The 15,300-nt window shown below is 67.6% G+C and carries 14 protein-coding genes; 4 read left to right on the top strand and 10 right to left on the bottom strand.

From position 1 onward, the window contains the following. Window positions 1–9: 9 nt before the first annotated feature. Complete coding sequence (locus AC1DP9_RS24225; RefSeq protein ID WP_092298921.1) at window positions 10–1,428, bottom strand: FAD-binding oxidoreductase; 1,419 nt, start codon at window positions 1,426–1,428, stop codon at window positions 10–12. Window positions 1,429–1,568: 140 nt separating this feature from the next. On the opposite strand from AC1DP9_RS24225, the gene AC1DP9_RS24220 reads away from it, so the two are divergent. The 4 genes from AC1DP9_RS24220 to AC1DP9_RS24205 all read left to right on the top strand — a co-directional run bounded on the left by AC1DP9_RS24220 (window position 1,569) and on the right by AC1DP9_RS24205 (window position 7,558). Further along, the gene (locus AC1DP9_RS24220) at window positions 1,569–2,123 is read left to right on the top strand and encodes a cob(I)yrinic acid a,c-diamide adenosyltransferase (RefSeq protein ID WP_477108695.1); all 555 of its coding nucleotides are present in this window, start codon (window positions 1,569–1,571) and stop codon (window positions 2,121–2,123) included. 194 nt (window positions 2,124–2,317) lie between these two features. Next, entirely contained in the window at window positions 2,318–4,264 is a 1,947-nt protein-coding gene (gene dnaK, locus AC1DP9_RS24215) for a molecular chaperone DnaK (protein ID WP_092298927.1), read from the top strand. Window positions 4,265–4,437: 173 nt separating this feature from the next. Beyond that, a complete protein-coding gene (gene dnaJ, locus AC1DP9_RS24210) occupies window positions 4,438–5,571 on the top strand; it encodes a molecular chaperone DnaJ (protein ID WP_092298930.1) in 1,134 nt (377 codons plus the stop codon). 115 nt (window positions 5,572–5,686) lie between these two features. After that, the gene (locus tag AC1DP9_RS24205) at window positions 5,687–7,558 is read left to right on the top strand and encodes a chorismate-binding protein (protein WP_477108694.1); all 1,872 of its coding nucleotides are present in this window, start codon (window positions 5,687–5,689) and stop codon (window positions 7,556–7,558) included. Window positions 7,559–7,582: 24 nt separating this feature from the next. Here the strand turns inward: AC1DP9_RS24205 and AC1DP9_RS24200 are convergent, their stop codons facing one another. The 9 genes from AC1DP9_RS24200 to AC1DP9_RS24160 all read right to left on the bottom strand — a co-directional run bounded on the left by AC1DP9_RS24200 (window position 7,583) and on the right by AC1DP9_RS24160 (window position 15,221). Beyond that, on the bottom strand, window positions 7,583–8,260 hold the full coding sequence (locus AC1DP9_RS24200) for an energy-coupling factor ABC transporter ATP-binding protein (protein ID WP_092298936.1): 678 nt from the start codon (window positions 8,258–8,260) through the stop codon (window positions 7,583–7,585). Next, window positions 8,257–8,955, bottom strand: a complete 699-nt coding sequence (locus AC1DP9_RS24195) for an ABC transporter permease (protein ID WP_441592284.1) — start codon at window positions 8,953–8,955, stop codon at window positions 8,257–8,259. Before AC1DP9_RS24195 ends, AC1DP9_RS24200 begins: the two co-directional genes overlap by 4 nt. Before the next feature lie 10 nt (window positions 8,956–8,965). Then, window positions 8,966–9,787 (bottom strand): 3-methyl-2-oxobutanoate hydroxymethyltransferase, encoded by an 822-nt coding sequence (panB, locus tag AC1DP9_RS24190; protein WP_477108693.1) that lies wholly within the window; start codon window positions 9,785–9,787, stop codon window positions 8,966–8,968. 52 nt (window positions 9,788–9,839) lie between these two features. Beyond that, a complete protein-coding gene (locus tag AC1DP9_RS24185; RefSeq protein WP_092298944.1) occupies window positions 9,840–10,481 on the bottom strand; it encodes a deoxynucleoside kinase in 642 nt (213 codons plus the stop codon). Between the two features lie 32 nt (window positions 10,482–10,513). Further along, entirely contained in the window at window positions 10,514–11,032 is a 519-nt protein-coding gene (folK, locus tag AC1DP9_RS24180; RefSeq protein ID WP_477108692.1) for a 2-amino-4-hydroxy-6-hydroxymethyldihydropteridine diphosphokinase, read from the bottom strand. Between the two features lies 1 nt (window position 11,033). Beyond that, a complete protein-coding gene (gene pcnB, locus AC1DP9_RS24175) occupies window positions 11,034–12,611 on the bottom strand; it encodes a polynucleotide adenylyltransferase PcnB (protein WP_441592287.1) in 1,578 nt (525 codons plus the stop codon). Window position 12,612: 1 nt separating this feature from the next. After that, entirely contained in the window at window positions 12,613–13,287 is a 675-nt protein-coding gene (locus tag AC1DP9_RS24170) for a histidinol-phosphatase (protein WP_477108691.1), read from the bottom strand. A 105-nt stretch (window positions 13,288–13,392) separates the two neighbouring features. After that, the gene (gene hda, locus AC1DP9_RS24165; protein ID WP_092298957.1) at window positions 13,393–14,100 is read right to left on the bottom strand and encodes a DnaA regulatory inactivator Hda; all 708 of its coding nucleotides are present in this window, start codon (window positions 14,098–14,100) and stop codon (window positions 13,393–13,395) included. 50 nt (window positions 14,101–14,150) lie between these two features. Next, window positions 14,151–15,221, bottom strand: coding sequence for an AI-2E family transporter (locus tag AC1DP9_RS24160; protein ID WP_092298960.1), 1,071 nt, complete (start codon window positions 15,219–15,221; stop codon window positions 14,151–14,153). Window positions 15,222–15,300: the final 79 nt, after the last annotated feature.

Below are 15,300 nucleotides of genomic sequence, written 5' to 3'. Positions count from 1 at the left end.
GGCCCCCGGTCAGCGCGCCGCGCTGAAGATCTTGCCCGGATTCAGAATCTGATTGGGATCGAGCGCCGCCTTGATCGCCCGCATCAGGTCCAGTGCATCCTCGCCGTGCTCCTGCACGAGGAAACCCATCTTGTGCAGCCCCACGCCGTGCTCGCCGGTGCAGGTGCCGCCCATGGCCAGCGCCCGTTCGACGATGCGGCGGTTGATGTCCTCCGCCTCGGCCATTTCCTCGGGCTTGGCCGGGTCGACCAGGATCGCCACGTGGAAGTTGCCATCGCCGACATGGCCGACGATGGGGCAGGGCAGCTGCGAGGCGTTCAGGTCGCGCTCGGTCTCGGTCACGCAGTCGGCCAGGCGGGAAATCGGCACGCAGACGTCGGTTGTCACGGACTTGCAGCCGGGCTTGAGCTGCAGCATCGCAAAGTAGGCCGTATGGCGCGCATTCCAGAGCCGGCTGCGGTCTTCGGGGCGCGTGGCCCATTCGAAGCCCTGGCCGCCGTGCTCGTCGGCAATCTGCTGCACGGTTTCGGCCTGCTCGCGTACGCCGGCCTCGGTGCCGTGGAACTCGAAGAACAGGTGCGGGGTTTCCGGCAGCGTGAGGTTGTCGTGGCGGTTGATCGCGCGGATGGCCAGCGCATCGACGAACTCCACGCGGGCCACCGGCACGCCAAGCTGGATGGTCTGGATCGTGGCGCGCACGGCGTCGCCCATGCTCGGGAACGCGCACACGGCGGCCGAGATCGCTTCCGGCTGCGGGTAGAGCCGCACGGTGACCTCGGTGATGATGCCGAGCGTGCCTTCGCTGCCGACGAACAGCCGGGTCAGGTCATAGCCGGCCGACGACTTGCGCGCCTGGGTGCCGGTGCGGATCACGCGGCCGTCCGCCGTGACCACGGTCAGGGCCAGCACGTTCTCGCGCATCGTGCCGTAGCGGACCGCGTTGGTGCCGGAGGCGCGCGTGGCGCACATCCCGCCCAGCGAGGCATCGGCGCCCGGGTCGATCGGGAAGAACAGCCCGGTGTCCTTGATTTCCTGGTTCAGCTGCTTGCGGGTCACGCCCGGCTGCACCGTCACGGTCAGGTCCTCGGGATGCACCGCCAGCACGCGGTTCATCTGGGAGAGGTCCAGGCTGATGCCCCCGGCCACGGCCAGCAGGTGGCCTTCGAGCGACGATCCGGCGCCGTAGGGGATCAGCGGCACCCCATGCTGGTTGCAGAGGCTGGCCAGTTCGGCGATTTCCTCGGTGGTGTGGGCGAAGACCACGGCGTCCGGGGCGGCGGGCGGGAACGGGGATTCGTCGCGGCCATGGTGGGCGCAGACGCCGGCCGAGGTGGAAAACCGTTCGCCGAAGCGGGCGGCCAGTGTCTCGGCCAGGGCAACGGGAAGGGGACGGCGCGCCAGGGCGGCGGCGGGCGTGGGGTGGTTCATGCTTTTGTCTCCGGCGAATCCCGCCATTCTACGCCGTCCGCGTCACGCGGCGGACCGCATCGCGGCGCCCGGAACCCGCCCCGAAGCCCGGGTTCGGGGCCATAATTGCGCCACTTCAAACCAAGACGAGGGAGACCGGCATGGGTAACCGCCTGTCCAAGATCGCCACCCGCACCGGTGACGCCGGCACCACCGGGCTGGGCGACGGCAGCCGCACGGGCAAGAACAGCGAGCGCATCGCCGCCATCGGCGACGTGGACGAACTGAATTCCCACATCGGCCTGCTGCTGACCGAGCCGGACCTGCCGGATGACGTGCGCGCCGCCCTGCTCCATATCCAGCACGACCTGTTCGACCTGGGCGGCGAGCTGTCGATTCCGGGCTACACGCTGCTCAAGGAAGCGCAGGTGATCCAGCTGGACGACTGGCTGGCGCACTACAACGCGAACCTGCCCCGGCTGGCGGAGTTCATCCTGCCGGGCGGCAGCCGCGCCGCCGCCCAGGCCCACGTCTGCCGTACGGTGTGCCGCCGGGCGGAACGGGCGCTGGTGGCGCTGGGCGCCACCGAGGCTCTCAACGAGGCGCCGCGCCAGTACCTGAACCGGCTCTCGGACCTGCTGTTCGTGCTCGCCCGGGTGCTGAATCGGGCCGGCGGCGGCAGCGACGTCCTCTGGCAGCGCGAGCGGCAGTCCTGATATCCGCCAAAAAAGATAACAATAAGGCACTTTCAGGCCGCTCCCGACGCACGCACGGTGCTACCCCGCAAAACCGAGAAAATTACTCGGAATTGCGGGTTCTGCCCTTGAAATGCCCCCGGACGGCCACATTTCGCACTCAGGTTGAATTGCAGCCGCTGCGCCAAAGCAGGGCTCAATAGGAGAGAACACAAATGGGTAAGATCATCGGTATCGACTTGGGTACCACCAATAGCTGCGTTGCGATCCTGGAAGGCAACACGCCGAAGGTCATCGAGAACGCCGAAGGCACGCGCACCACCCCGTCGATCATCGCCTACATGGAAGATGGCGAGATCCTGGTCGGCGCGCCGGCCAAGCGCCAGGCGGTCACGAATCCGCGCAACACGCTGTACGCCGTGAAGCGCCTGATCGGCCGCAAGTTCGAAGAAAAGGAAGTGCAGAAGGACATCGGCCTGATGCCCTACGCCATCGTCAAGGCCGATAACGGCGACGCATGGGTGGGCGCGCGTGACCAGAAGCTGGCCCCGCCGCAGGTGTCCGCCGAAGTGCTGCGCAAGATGAAGAAGACCGCCGAGGACTACCTGGGCGAGCCGGTGACCGAAGCCGTGATCACCGTGCCGGCTTACTTCAACGACTCGCAGCGTCAGGCGACCAAGGACGCCGGCCGCATCGCGGGCCTGGACGTCAAGCGCATCATCAACGAGCCGACTGCCGCCGCGCTGGCGTTCGGCATGGACAAGAACGAGAAGGGCGACCGCAAGATCGCCGTGTACGACCTCGGCGGCGGCACGTTCGACATCTCGATCATCGAGATCGCGGACGTGGACGGCGAGAAGCAGTTCGAAGTGCTGTCGACCAACGGCGACACCTTCCTCGGTGGCGAGGACTTCGACCAGCGCATCATCGACTACATCATCGGCGAGTTCAAGAAGGACCAGGGCGTTGACCTGTCCAAGGACGTGCTGGCGCTGCAACGCCTGAAGGAAGCCGCTGAAAAGGCCAAGATCGAGCTGTCCAGCTCGCAGCAGACCGAGATCAACCTGCCGTACATCACGGCGGATGCCTCGGGTCCGAAGCACTTGAACCTGAAGATCACGCGCGCCAAGCTGGAAGCGCTGGTGGAAGACCTGATCAAGCGCACGATCGACCCGTGCCGCACCGCCATCAAGGATGCGGGCGTCAAGGTGGGCGACATCGACGACGTGATCCTGGTCGGCGGCATGACCCGCATGCCCAAGGTGCAGGAGCAGGTGCGCGAGTTCTTCGGCAAGGAAGCGCGTAAGGACGTGAACCCGGACGAAGCCGTGGCCGTCGGTGCCGCGATCCAGGGCTCGGTGCTGTCGGGCGACCGTACCGACGTGCTGCTGCTGGACGTGACGCCGCTGTCGCTGGGCATCGAGACGCTGGGCGGCGTGATGACCAAGATGATCAGCAAGAACACGACCATCCCGACCAAGCACGCACAGGTCTTCTCGACGGCCGACGACAACCAGCCGGCGGTGACGATCAAGGTGTTCCAGGGCGAGCGCGAGATGGCCAGCGGCAACAAGCTGCTGGGCGAGTTCAACCTGGAAGGCATTCCGCCGTCGCCGCGTGGCACGCCGCAGATCGAGGTCTCGTTCGACATCGACGCCAACGGCATCCTGCACGTGGGCGCCAAGGACAAGGCCACCGGCAAGGAAAACCGCATCACTATCAAGGCGAACTCGGGTCTGTCGGAAGACGAGATCCAGCGCATGGTGAAGGACGCCGAGGCCAACGCCGAGGAAGACAAGCGCGCCCGTGAGCTGGCCGATGCCCGCAATCAGGCCGATGCGCTGGTCCACTCGACCCGCAAGGCCGTGATTGAGCATGGCGACAAGCTCGAGGCCGGCGAGAAGGAAAAGATCGAAGTCGCGATCAAGGAACTGGAAGACGCCGCACGCGGCGGCGACAAGGCCGAGATCGAAACCAAGATCAACGCGCTGTCCGAAGCGAGCCAGAAGCTGGGCGAGAAGGTCTACGCCGACATGCAGGCCAAGGCCGGTGAAGCCGGCGGTGCGGCCGGTGCCGCGGGCGGCCAGCAGCAGTCCCAGGCGCAGCCGCAGGACGATAACGTCGTGGACGCCGAGTTCAAGGAAGTGAACGACAAGAAGTAAGCGGGAATCAGCGGGAGCGGCGCAGGTGCATCCAGCGCCACTCCCGCCCCGACGCCGGGCGATGGTGTTCTGACACAGGGTGAGAAACCGTGGTCGAACACCTCGCTCGGCTTTTTTGCTATTCGCCCGACCGGTGATTCTTTGCCGGGCAGGCCAATCAGGTAAGAGCCACCATGGCAAAACGTGACTATTACGAAGTGCTCGGGGTAGGCAAGAACGCGAGCGACGAAGAGATCAAGAAGGCTTATCGCAAGCTCGCGATGAAGTACCACCCGGACCGCAATCCGGACAGCAAGGAAGCGGAAGACAAGTTCAAGGAAGGCAAGGAAGCGTACGAGATGCTCTCCGACCCCGAGAAGAAGGCGGCCTACGACCAGTATGGCCACGCCGGCGTGGACCCGAACATGGCTGGCGGCTTCGGCGGCGGCCAGGGCTACGGCGGGTTTGCCGAAGCCTTCGGCGACATCTTCGGCGACATCTTCGGCCAGCAGGGCGGCCAGCGTCGCGGCAACGGCCCGCAGGCCTACCGTGGCGCCGACCTGCGCTACAGCATGGAAATCTCGCTGGAGCAGGCCGCGCATGGCCACGAGGCGCAGATCCGCGTGCCGCACTGGGAAGACTGCGAACACTGCCACGGCAATGGCGCCGAGCCGGGATCGTCGGTGGAAACCTGCCCGACCTGTAACGGCGTGGGCCAGGTGCGTGTGTCGCAAGGCTTCTTCACGATGCAGCAGACCTGCCCGAAGTGCCACGGCAGCGGCAAGTTCATCCCCAAGCCGTGCGTGAAGTGCCATGGCCAGGGCAAGCTGAAGTCGCAGAAGACGCTGGAAGTGAAGATTCCGGCCGGCATCGACGAAGGCATGCGCATCCGCTCGTCGGGCAATGGCGAGCCGGGCATCAACGGCGGCCCCCCGGGCGACCTGTATGTGGAAGTGCACATCAAGGCGCACGAGGTATTCGAGCGTGATGGCGATGACCTGCACTGCCAGATGCCGATCTCCTTCGCCACGGCGGCGCTGGGCGGCGAACTGGAAGTGCCGACGCTGGGCGGCCGCGCCAGCTTCCCGGTGCCGGAAGGCACGCAGGGCGGCAAGACGTTCCGGCTGCGTGGCAAGGGCATCAAGGGTGTGCGGTCGGGCTATCCCGGCGACCTCTACGTCCATGTGAACGTGGAAACGCCGGTCAAGCTGACCGAGGCCCAGAAGGACATGCTGCGTGAATTCGACCGCTCGGTGCACGAGGGCGGCTCGCGCCACAGCCCGCAGGAGCAGTCCTGGCTGGACAAGGTGAAAAGCTTCTTCAGCTAAATCGCCGGATTGCCCGGCAGGCAGGACGATGAAACCGGCCACGTGACCAGCGTGGCCGGTTTTTTCATGCCCGGCGCGGCGATAATGCGGCATTGATGCACCCTGCCGAGTTGCCGTGGTTCCGCCGTCCCCCGCCCCCTCCAGCGCCAGTTTCGACCCCTTCGTCCTGCTTGACGATGCCGCCGCCGCACCCGGCGTGGCGGCGTCGCGCCTCTATACGGGGTTTGTCCAGGCCGATGTCCTGCCCGCCGGCACCGATCCCGCCACGCTGGATGCGCTGCTGGCCGCCGGCTGGCGCCACGGGCTGCATGCCACGCTGTTCGCGCCGTACGAGTACGGCGGGGCGCTGGTCGGGGCGCCGGTCCATTGCGGCGATGCGCTGCCGTTCCATGACGGCGCGCTGCAACTGCTCTGGTTCCGCGACCTGGCCCGGCTTGACGGCGACGCCGTAGGCGCATGGCTGGCCACGCGGGCAGAATCCTCCCCGGCCGGGGCGATGGACGTACGCGCCGAGCCGTCGCACGCCGTCTACGCGGACGCCATCGCGCGCATCCACGCCTATATCGAGGCCGGCGATACCTATCAGGTGAATTTCACGCAGCGGCTCCGCTTCTCCGCCTTCGGCGACCCGGTGACGTTCTACGCCGCGCTGCGGGCCGCGCAGCCGGTGCCGTTCGGCGTGCTGGCCTGGCTACCCGGCGATGGCTGGGTGCTGTCGCTATCGCCCGAGCTTTTCGTCGAACACGACGGCGCCGGGCATCTGGTGACCCGGCCGATGAAGGGCACCGCGCCGCGCATCGGGGACGCCGAGCAGGATGCCCGCGCCGCGCGCCGGCTGGCTGCCGACGCCAAGAACCGGGCCGAAAACGTGATGATCGTCGACCTGCTGCGCAACGACCTGGGCCGCATCGCCCAGCCCGGCAGCGTGGCCGTGCCCGACCGCTTCGTGGTCCAGCCATTCGGCCGCGTGCTCCAGATGACCTCCACCGTGACGGCCACGGCGCGGCCCGGCACCGGCTTCGGCGCCCTGATGGCGGCGCTGTTCCCATGCGGCTCGATCACCGGCGCGCCCAAGCGGCGGACCATGCAGATCATCGCCGAACTGGAAACCGCGCCGCGCGGCCTCTACACGGGCGCCATCGGCTGGCTCGATGCGCCGGCCGATGGCCAGCCCTGCGGCGCCTTCGGCATGTCCGTGGCCATCCGCACGCTGGTGCTGGGGCCGCAGGGTGACGACGGCCTGCGCCGGGGCGAGATGGGGGTGGGCGGCGGCATCGTCCATGACAGCGTGGCCGCCGACGAATTCGCCGAGTGCGGCTGGAAGGCGCGCTTCCTGACTGCGCACGATCCCGGCTTCACGTTGTTCGAGACCATGCACGCGCGCGATGGCGTGGTGCTGCACCGCGAGCGCCATCTGACGCGGCTGGCGCATTCCACGGCCGTGTTCGGCTTCGCGTTCGACCAGCCCGCCGCGCGGGCGGCCATGCAGGCCGAGGCAGGGCGGCTGGGCGATGGCGACTGGCGGCTGCGGATGGCCGTCGACAAGGCCGGCGCGCTGGCCTTCGCGAGCGGCCCGCTGGCGCCGCGCGCCGAGCCGGTGGCGCTACTCGACCTGGCCGCGACGCCCTTGCCGGTGGCCGACCCGATGCGCCGCCACAAGTCCAGCGCCCGCGCCACGTTCGATGCCGGCTGGCAGGCGGCCGAGCGCGAGGGCGGCTTCGACGCGCTGTTCTTCAACACGCGCGACGAGTTGCTCGAAGGCGGACGCAGTTCGGTGTTCGTGAAGGTGGGCGGGCGTTGGCTGACGCCGCCGCTGTCGGCGGACATCCTGCCGGGCGTGATGCGCGCCGTGGTGCTCGAAGCGGGCGACGCACTGATCGACGGCCCGATCGAACAGGCCGTGGTCACGCGTGAGATGGTGCGGCACGCCGAGGCCATCGTCATCGCCAATGCGCTGCGCGGGACGATGCGGGCGCGGCTGCGCTAAATAGGAAGCGTAGGCGCCAGCCGCCTACCGATGCCGCGTATCGAGCCGGCCGTCCCCCAGTTTCCATCTGACCACCCCGGGCAGGTTGATCAGTTCCCGGTCGTGGCAGACCATCACCACGGAGCGGCCTTCCGCCGCCAGTTCCCCGATCAGCGCAATCACCTGCTCGCGCGCGTGGCCGTCGAGGTTGGAGGTCGGTTCGTCGAGCAGCAGCAATTCCGGCTCCAGCACCTTGGCCCGCGCCAGCGCCACGCGCTGGACTTCGCCGCCGGACAGCTTTTCCGGCGCGGTGTCCTGCACATGGACGATGCCGGCCCAGCCCAGCGCCGCGCCCACGCGCCGCTCGATCTCGTCGTGCGCCACGCCCCGGGCCCGCAGGCCATAGGCGATGTTGTCGCGTACCGAGGTGCGGAACAGGTAGGGATGCTGGTGCATATAGGCCACGCGCTGGCGCAGCGCGGGCGGGAGCGGCGTCAGCGGCGCCTCGCGGTGCTTGCCGCCTTCGTCTTGCCACGCCACGGTCGCGCCCGGTGCCGGCTCCAGCCCGGCCATCATCCGCAGCAGCGTGGACTTGCCCGCGCCGTTCACGCCGGTCAGCGCCACGGCGGCGGCGCGCGGGAATACCAGTTCGGGGATGTCGAACAACTGGCGAGCGCCGACGCGCCGCGCCAGACCCCGCACCGTCAGCAGTGCGCTGGTCATCGCCGGAACCCTCCCGCGCCTTGCAGCCAGGCGAGCATGATGTTGACGGCCAGCGCCAGCGCCACCAGCACGATGCCGAGCGCGATGCCCTGCGCGAACTCGCCCTTGCTGGTCTCCAGCGCGATGGCCGTGGTGATGGTGCGCGTGGAGCCTTCGATATTGCCGCCGATCATCAGCGCCGAGCCCACCTCGGCAATCACGCGCCCGAAGCCGGCCACCACGGCCGCCATCAGGCCGAAACGCAGTTCGCGCAGCACGGTGAAGAAGGTGCGCCAGCGGCCCGCGCCGAGCACCCAGGCGGTCTCGCGCAGGCGCGGATCCGCCGCCTGCATGGCCGCGAGCGAGAACGCCAGCACCACGGGAAAGCCGATCACGGCCTGCCCGAAGACCATGCCGGATGGGGTGAACAGCAGGGAGAAGCTACCCAGTGGCCCCTGCCGCGTGAACAGCAGGTAGAGCACCAGGCCAACCAGCACCGTCGGGAACGACAGGAAGGCCTGCGCCAGCACCACCACCACGCGCCGGCCGGGAAAGGCATGGGTGGCGATCAGGTAGGCGGCGCCGATGGCCGGCACGGTAGCCAGCGCCAGGCCGAGCACCGCCACCATCAGCGAGGTCCAGACGATGAACCATAGCGCGCCGTCCCCGCTGGCCAGCAGGCGGAAAGCGTCCAGCGTGGCCGTGCCGATCTCCACGTGGGCGCGCTCAGGCGGAGAACGTGTGCTCGACGGCCGGGAAGCTGCCGTCCTTCACGGCGGCGACATAGGCGCGCACGGCGGCCTCGATCGAGGTCTGGCCGTCCATGAAGTTGCGCACGAACTTGGCCTTGCGGCCCGGATAGATATTGAGCATGTCCTGCAGCACCAGCACCTGGCCGGAGCAGTCCACGCCGGCGCCGATGCCGATGGTCGGAATCGTCAGTTGCGCCGTGACCTCGCCAGCCAGCGCGGCCGGTACGGCTTCCATGACGATGAGCTGCGCACCGGCGGCCTGCAGCGCCAGCGCGTCACGCTTGAGCTGCGCGGCGCCGGCATCGGTCTTGCCCTGCACCTTGAAGCCGCCCAGCGCGTGCACCGACTGCGGGGTCAGGCCGATGTGGGCGCACACCGGAATGCTGCGCTCGACCAGGAACTTCACGGTGGGAGCGAGCCAGTCGCCGCCTTCCAGCTTCACCATCTGCGCGCCCGCGCGCATCAGCGCGGCGGCGCTCTCGAAGGCCTGCGTGGGCGTGCCGTAGGTGCCGAACGGCAGGTCCGAAACCAGCAGCGCGGTCTGGTTGCCGCGCGCCACGCATTCGGTGTGATAGACCATGTGCGTCAGCGTGACGGGCAGCGTGGTCTGCTGGCCCTGCATTACGTTGCCGAGCGAATCGCCGACGAGGACCACTTCCACGCCGCAGTAGTCCAGCAGCGCGGCGAAGCTCGAGTCGTAGGCAGTCAGCATGACGATCTTGTCATCTGCGGCGCGCATGGCCTGGAGCTTGGGAATGGTGACGGTCTTGCGGGAGGGGTCGAGGAGGTAACTCATGGCAGTGCCCGTGGGGGTGTGTGGCTGCCTGGGCCTGAGGCGGGCAGGGCGGTCAGGGGGCCGCGAGATTCAGGAAGGCCTTGCGGCCCCGCATGTTCTCGATGCGCGACAGTAGTGTACGGAAATCGCCGTCGTTGTCCACCGGATTGAAGCGCGCGGTGTCCACGATCAGGACCGGCGCCTCGTCGTAGCGGTGGAACAGTTCGCCGTAGGCGTCGGTCAGCCGCTGGAGGTAGGTTTCGTCGATGCCGGACTCGCCAGGCAGGCCGCGTCGCGCAATGCGCTCGCGCAGCAGCGACGGCGTGGCCTGGAGCATGATGACCAGGTCCACGCGCTGGGCCGGCACCTGGAGCCGGGCGGCGAGCGCGTCGTAGAGCGCGAGTTCGTCGGCTTCGAGGGTCAGCGCCGCATAGAGGCGGTCACGTGCGTAGAGGAAATTGCCGATCACGCGCTGGCCGGCCAGCAGCGCGGCCTGCCATTGCTGGATCTGGGTGGCGCGCTGGTCCAGGCAGTGCAACTGCATCGGCAGTGCATAGCGCTGCGGCTCGCGGTAGAAGCGTTCGAGGAAGGGGTTCTGGCGTGCGCCGTCAGGCAGTTCGCCGGCCTGGAGCGTGCGGGCCAGGCGCTGCGCCAGCGAGGTCTTGCCGGAGCCGACGGGCCCTTCGACGACGATGCGGCGCAGATGGTCGAGCATGGCTCGTGGGGTGCCGATGGATCAGGCGTGGATCACGCCTGCGTGCCGCCATCCTGAAGGCGGGGGCATTTGCATGAGGAAAACTTCTCGATGCGCTGGTCGCGCACGCCGGGCAGGAAGTCCGCCGCGCGGCCACGGCCCGGGATGACCAGCTCGCCGTCCAGCTCCACCAGCGGCACCAGCACGAAGGCGCGCTCGGTGATGCGTGGATGCGGCACGGTCATCGCCTCGGAGTCGATCCGGTCGGCGCCGAACAGCAGCAGGTCGAGGTCCAGCGTGCGCGGCGCGTTGTGAAACGGGCGCTCGCGGCCGAACTGGTCCTCGATGTGGTGGCAGATGCGCAACAGCTGCGGCGCGGTGAAGGACGTCTCCACCTTCACCACGGCGTTGAAGTAGTCGTCGCCGCTGGCGTCGACGGGTGCGGTGCGGTAGAACGAGGACTTGGCCAATACCGTGATGCCGACCTGCTGGGCCAGGCACACGATGGCGTCCTTCAGTGCCTGGCGGGCATCGCCGAGATTGGCGCCGATGCCGATAAAGGCAAGTGTCATGTTATTCCTCCGGCTGGGCGCGGCCGGACTCCGATGCGGCTTGACCCCCCTCCGCCGCGTCCGTGTCGCCCCGGGAAGAAACTTTATCCGATTTCCGCGGACCGCGCCGACGACGCTTCTTGCGCGCCGGGCCCTCGCCATCGACGCCCGCGAAGCCTTCGCCCTCGTCGGCACCCTGGCCGCCCTGGCCACCGGCGGCGCCCGAGCCACCCTTGCCGCGCTTCTGGCGGGTGGCCTCGATCATGTCTTCGCGCGTATCGGGCGGCGCGTTCTGGAAGTCGGTCCACCATTGGCCGATTTCAGCCGGCTGTTCGCCCGATTCGCAGCGCAGTTGCAGGAAGTCATAGCCGGCACGGAAGCGCGGCGATTCCAGCAGGCGGAACGGCATGCGGCCCACGCGCTTCTCGAAACGCGGCTGCATGCCCCAGATGTCGCGCATGTCGGTGACAAAGCGGCGCTGGATCGCCAGTTGGCCGGTCTGCTTCTCCAGCACCATGTCCATGGCCGTGTTGAGCGCGGCAATCGCGTGCTCGCCCTCGTCGCGCAGCTTGTTCCAGCGTTGCAGCACGTGGTGCCACAGCAGCGCGGCGAACAGGAAACCGGGCGACACCGGCTTGCCGGCCTGCACGCGGCGGTCGGTGTTGTCGAGCGCCAGCTGCACGAAGCGCTGGCCCATCGGCTGCTCCAGCGCCACGTCCAGCAGCGGCAGCAGGCCCTTGTGCAGGCCGGCCTTGCGCAGCTCCTGCAGCGAGGCCCAGGCGTGCCCGGACATCAGCAGCTTCAGCATTTCGTCGAACAGGCGCGCGCTCGGCACGTTGTGGATCAGCGGGGCCAGTTCGGCGATCGGTTCGCGCGTCGCTTCGTCGATCGAAAAACCGGTCTTGGCCGCGAAGCGCACCACGCGCAGCATGCGCACCGGGTCTTCGCGGTAGCGCGTGACCGGGTCGCCGATCATCCGCAGCGTGCGCGCGCGGATGTCTTCCATGCCGTGATGGTAGTCATGCACGGTCTGCGCGGCCGGGTCGTAGTACATCGCGTTGATCGTGAAGTCGCGGCGCTCGGCGTCCTCGGCCTGGGAGCCCCAGACGTTGTCGCGCAGCACGCGGCCGCTGGCGTCAATCGCGTGCGTCTTGCTGTCCAGCTCGGCGCGCTTCAGGCGGCGGCCTTCGGGCAGCGTCTCGCTGGCAATCGCATCCACCAGCGCGCGGAACGTCGAGACCTCGATGATCTCCTGCTCGCGGCCGCCGTAGAACGTCACGTGCACGATCTGGAAGCGCCGGCCGATGATGCGCGAGCGGCGGAACAGTGCCTGCACCTCTTCGGGCGTGGCGTTGGTCGCCACGTCGAAGTCCTTCGGCTTGATGCCGAGCAGCACGTCGCGCACGGCGCCGCCGACGATGAAGGCCTGGAAACCGGCCTGCTGGAGCGTGGCGGTGACCTTGACCGCGTTGCGCGAGAGCAGCGTGGGGTCGATCTGGTGTTCGTCCACGTTGACGATGCGCTGCGTATGGGCGCGCCCGGTGCGGCGCAGCTTGGGGCCAGGCTTGCCGAGCAGCCGGTTGATGAGCTTCTTGATCACGTCAGAACAGGTCCATGATGCGCCAGCCGGCCGCGGCCGCATGGTTGCGCAGGCGGTCGTCGGGATTGGCGGCGATCGGCTCGCTGACCTTTTCCAGCAGCGGCAGGTCGTTGGCGGAATCGCTATAGAACGTCGTGGTGCCGAAGTCTTCCCACTTGGTGCCGAGGCCCTTGAGCCACTGCTCCACGCGGGCGATCTTGCCCTCGCGGAAGCTCGGCACGCCGAAGACCTCGCCCGTGAAGGCGCTTTCCGGCTTGCCGTCGGACGTGGCCGGCTCGGTGGCGATCAGGTGCTTGATGCCGAAGGCCTGGGCGATCGGCGCGGTGACGAAGCTGTTGGTAGCCGTCACCACGGCGCACAGGTCGCCCGCCTCCAGGTGCTTGTAGACCAGCGCCTTGGCCTGCGGGGTGATGACCGGGTCGATCACCTCGCGCATGAAGCGCTGGCGCCAGGCGTCCAGCCGGTCACGCGGATTGGCAGCCAGCGGGGCCAGCGCGAAGCGCAGGAACGCCTGGATATCCAGGGTGCCCGCCTTGTATTGCCCATAGAACTCGTCGTTCTTGCGACGATAGGATTCCTCGTCGACAACGCCCATGCGGACCAGGAAGCGGCCCCATTCGTGGTCGCTGTCGGTGGGGATCAGGGTGTGGTCGAGGTCAAACAGTGCCAGATTCATGGGCGGCGATTTTACATTAAGGTACACATGGCGGTTGGCGCGGCTTGGCGCGCCAGGACCATTTTGGGAGCGGATTTCGTGCCAGCTTCGGCGCGGATTCGCGATTTATTCGCGGAATTCCGCAAACATCTCGCGCAGCAGCGGCAGGGTGACCGCGCGCTTGCGCTCGAGCGAATACGTGTCCAGCGCGTCCAGCAGGGCCATCAGGCTGGGCATGTCGCGGTAATGCCGCGTGACCAGCCAGTGGGGGATTTCGGGCGATAACTGCAAGCCACGCTCGCGCGCGGCCTGCAGCAGGGCGGCCATCTTGTCGTCATCGGACAGCGAGGCCACCTGGTAGACCAGCCCCCAGCCGAGCCGGGTGCGCAGGTCTTCACGTACCGGCATGGCACGCGGCGCCAGGCCGCCCGCCACCACCAGCGCGGTGCGCACGTGGGCGCGCACCTCGTTATACAGCGAAAACACGGCGATCTGTCGCGCTTCGTCGAGCAATTCCACATCATCGACGGTGTAAAGCCGGCAGGACGGGTCGAAATTGAAGTCGGCGAGCGCGTGGTGCGGGCTCAGGTAGCGGCAGTTCAGGCCGGTATGGAGCGCCGCGTCGCACACTGCGTGCAGCAGGTGGGTGCGCCCCGAGCCGACCTCGCCCCACAGGTAGATCAGCCGGTCGTTGGCGTGTTCCTGGGCGATGGCGGCCGGCAGCTCGCGCAGGCGCTGCACCGGCTCCCGGTTCGAAGCCACGAAAAAGTTCTCGAACGTGGACGGCGGCGGGCTGCCGAGCTCGAGCGAAAGCTGCTTATGACGCGATGACATGACGTTTTCGTAACTTCCTACCTCGTTCCATCAGTTTCTGTGGGCTTCAATCAGTTGCGATACAGATCGCTAGCCATGTAAACGCGCCGGATCTGCCGCGCGCCGACCAGCAGCACCGCACAGGTCGGCAGGGCCAGCAGCACGCCGAAGAAGCCAAACAACTGGCCGAATGCCAGCAGCGCGAAGATCACCACCAGCGGGTGCAGCCCGATGCGCTCGCCCACCAGGCGCGGCGTCAGGTAGAAGCTTTCCACGAACTGCCCGATGCCGTATACCACGGCCACGGCGCCCAGCCCGTACAAATTGCCGAATTGCAGCAGCGCAGCCAGGATCGCCAGCGCTAGCCCCAGCCCGAAACCGATGTACGGGATGAACACGGCCAGCCCGGTGAACACGCCCACCGGAACGCCCACCTCGAACCCGGCGATGGTCAGCCCGATCGAATAAAGTGCAGCAAGGATCACCATAACCAGGATCTGGCCGCGCAGGTACTGGGAAAGCAGCGCATCGGTCTCATTCGACAGCTCGCGCACCTTCGGCACCCAGCGGCGCGGCACCAGCCGCTCGATACGCCGCATGACCATATGCCAGTCCATCATCAGGTAATACATGACGATGGGGATGATGAACAGCATCCCGAACACGCTGATCAGGGCCGAGCCGGACACCTTCGCATAATTCAGCAGCACCTGGAACAGGTCTTCCGGGCTCGCCGCGAAGCGGTCCTGGAGCATGTTGCGCAGGCCGGGGAAGTCAAAGCGCACGCGCACCCCCAGTTCTGCCAGGCGGGGCGACACCACATTGTTGAGCTTTTGCAACAGCAGCGGCACCTGCTCGCGGATCTGCGGGATCTCGCGCTGGAGCACGGCGATCAGCAGCAGCACCAGCAGCACCACGATAATGGTCAGCAGGCCGATCATCAGCGTCACGCCGATAAAGCGCGGCACGCGGCGGCGCTGCAGCCAGTCCACGCCCGGCGTGAGAATGTACGCAAAAATGAACGCGAACAGGAAGGGCGTGAGCACCGGCGCCAGCGCCACGATGGCGGCGAACAGGCCGGCGGCCACGACGATCCAGATCAGGATACGTTTGGAGTCTGGCGAGAGCAGGGGAGCGTTCATCGAAAGGGTCCGGAAACCGCCGGGCGGGGCACTTTGGCCGGTCTGGTGACCGGGTGTCGCCGCGAAACTGGTAGCCGGG

Source organism: Cupriavidus sp. 01L43 (assembly GCF_056399925.1).
This window is presented reverse-complemented; position numbering and strand designations above follow the sequence as displayed.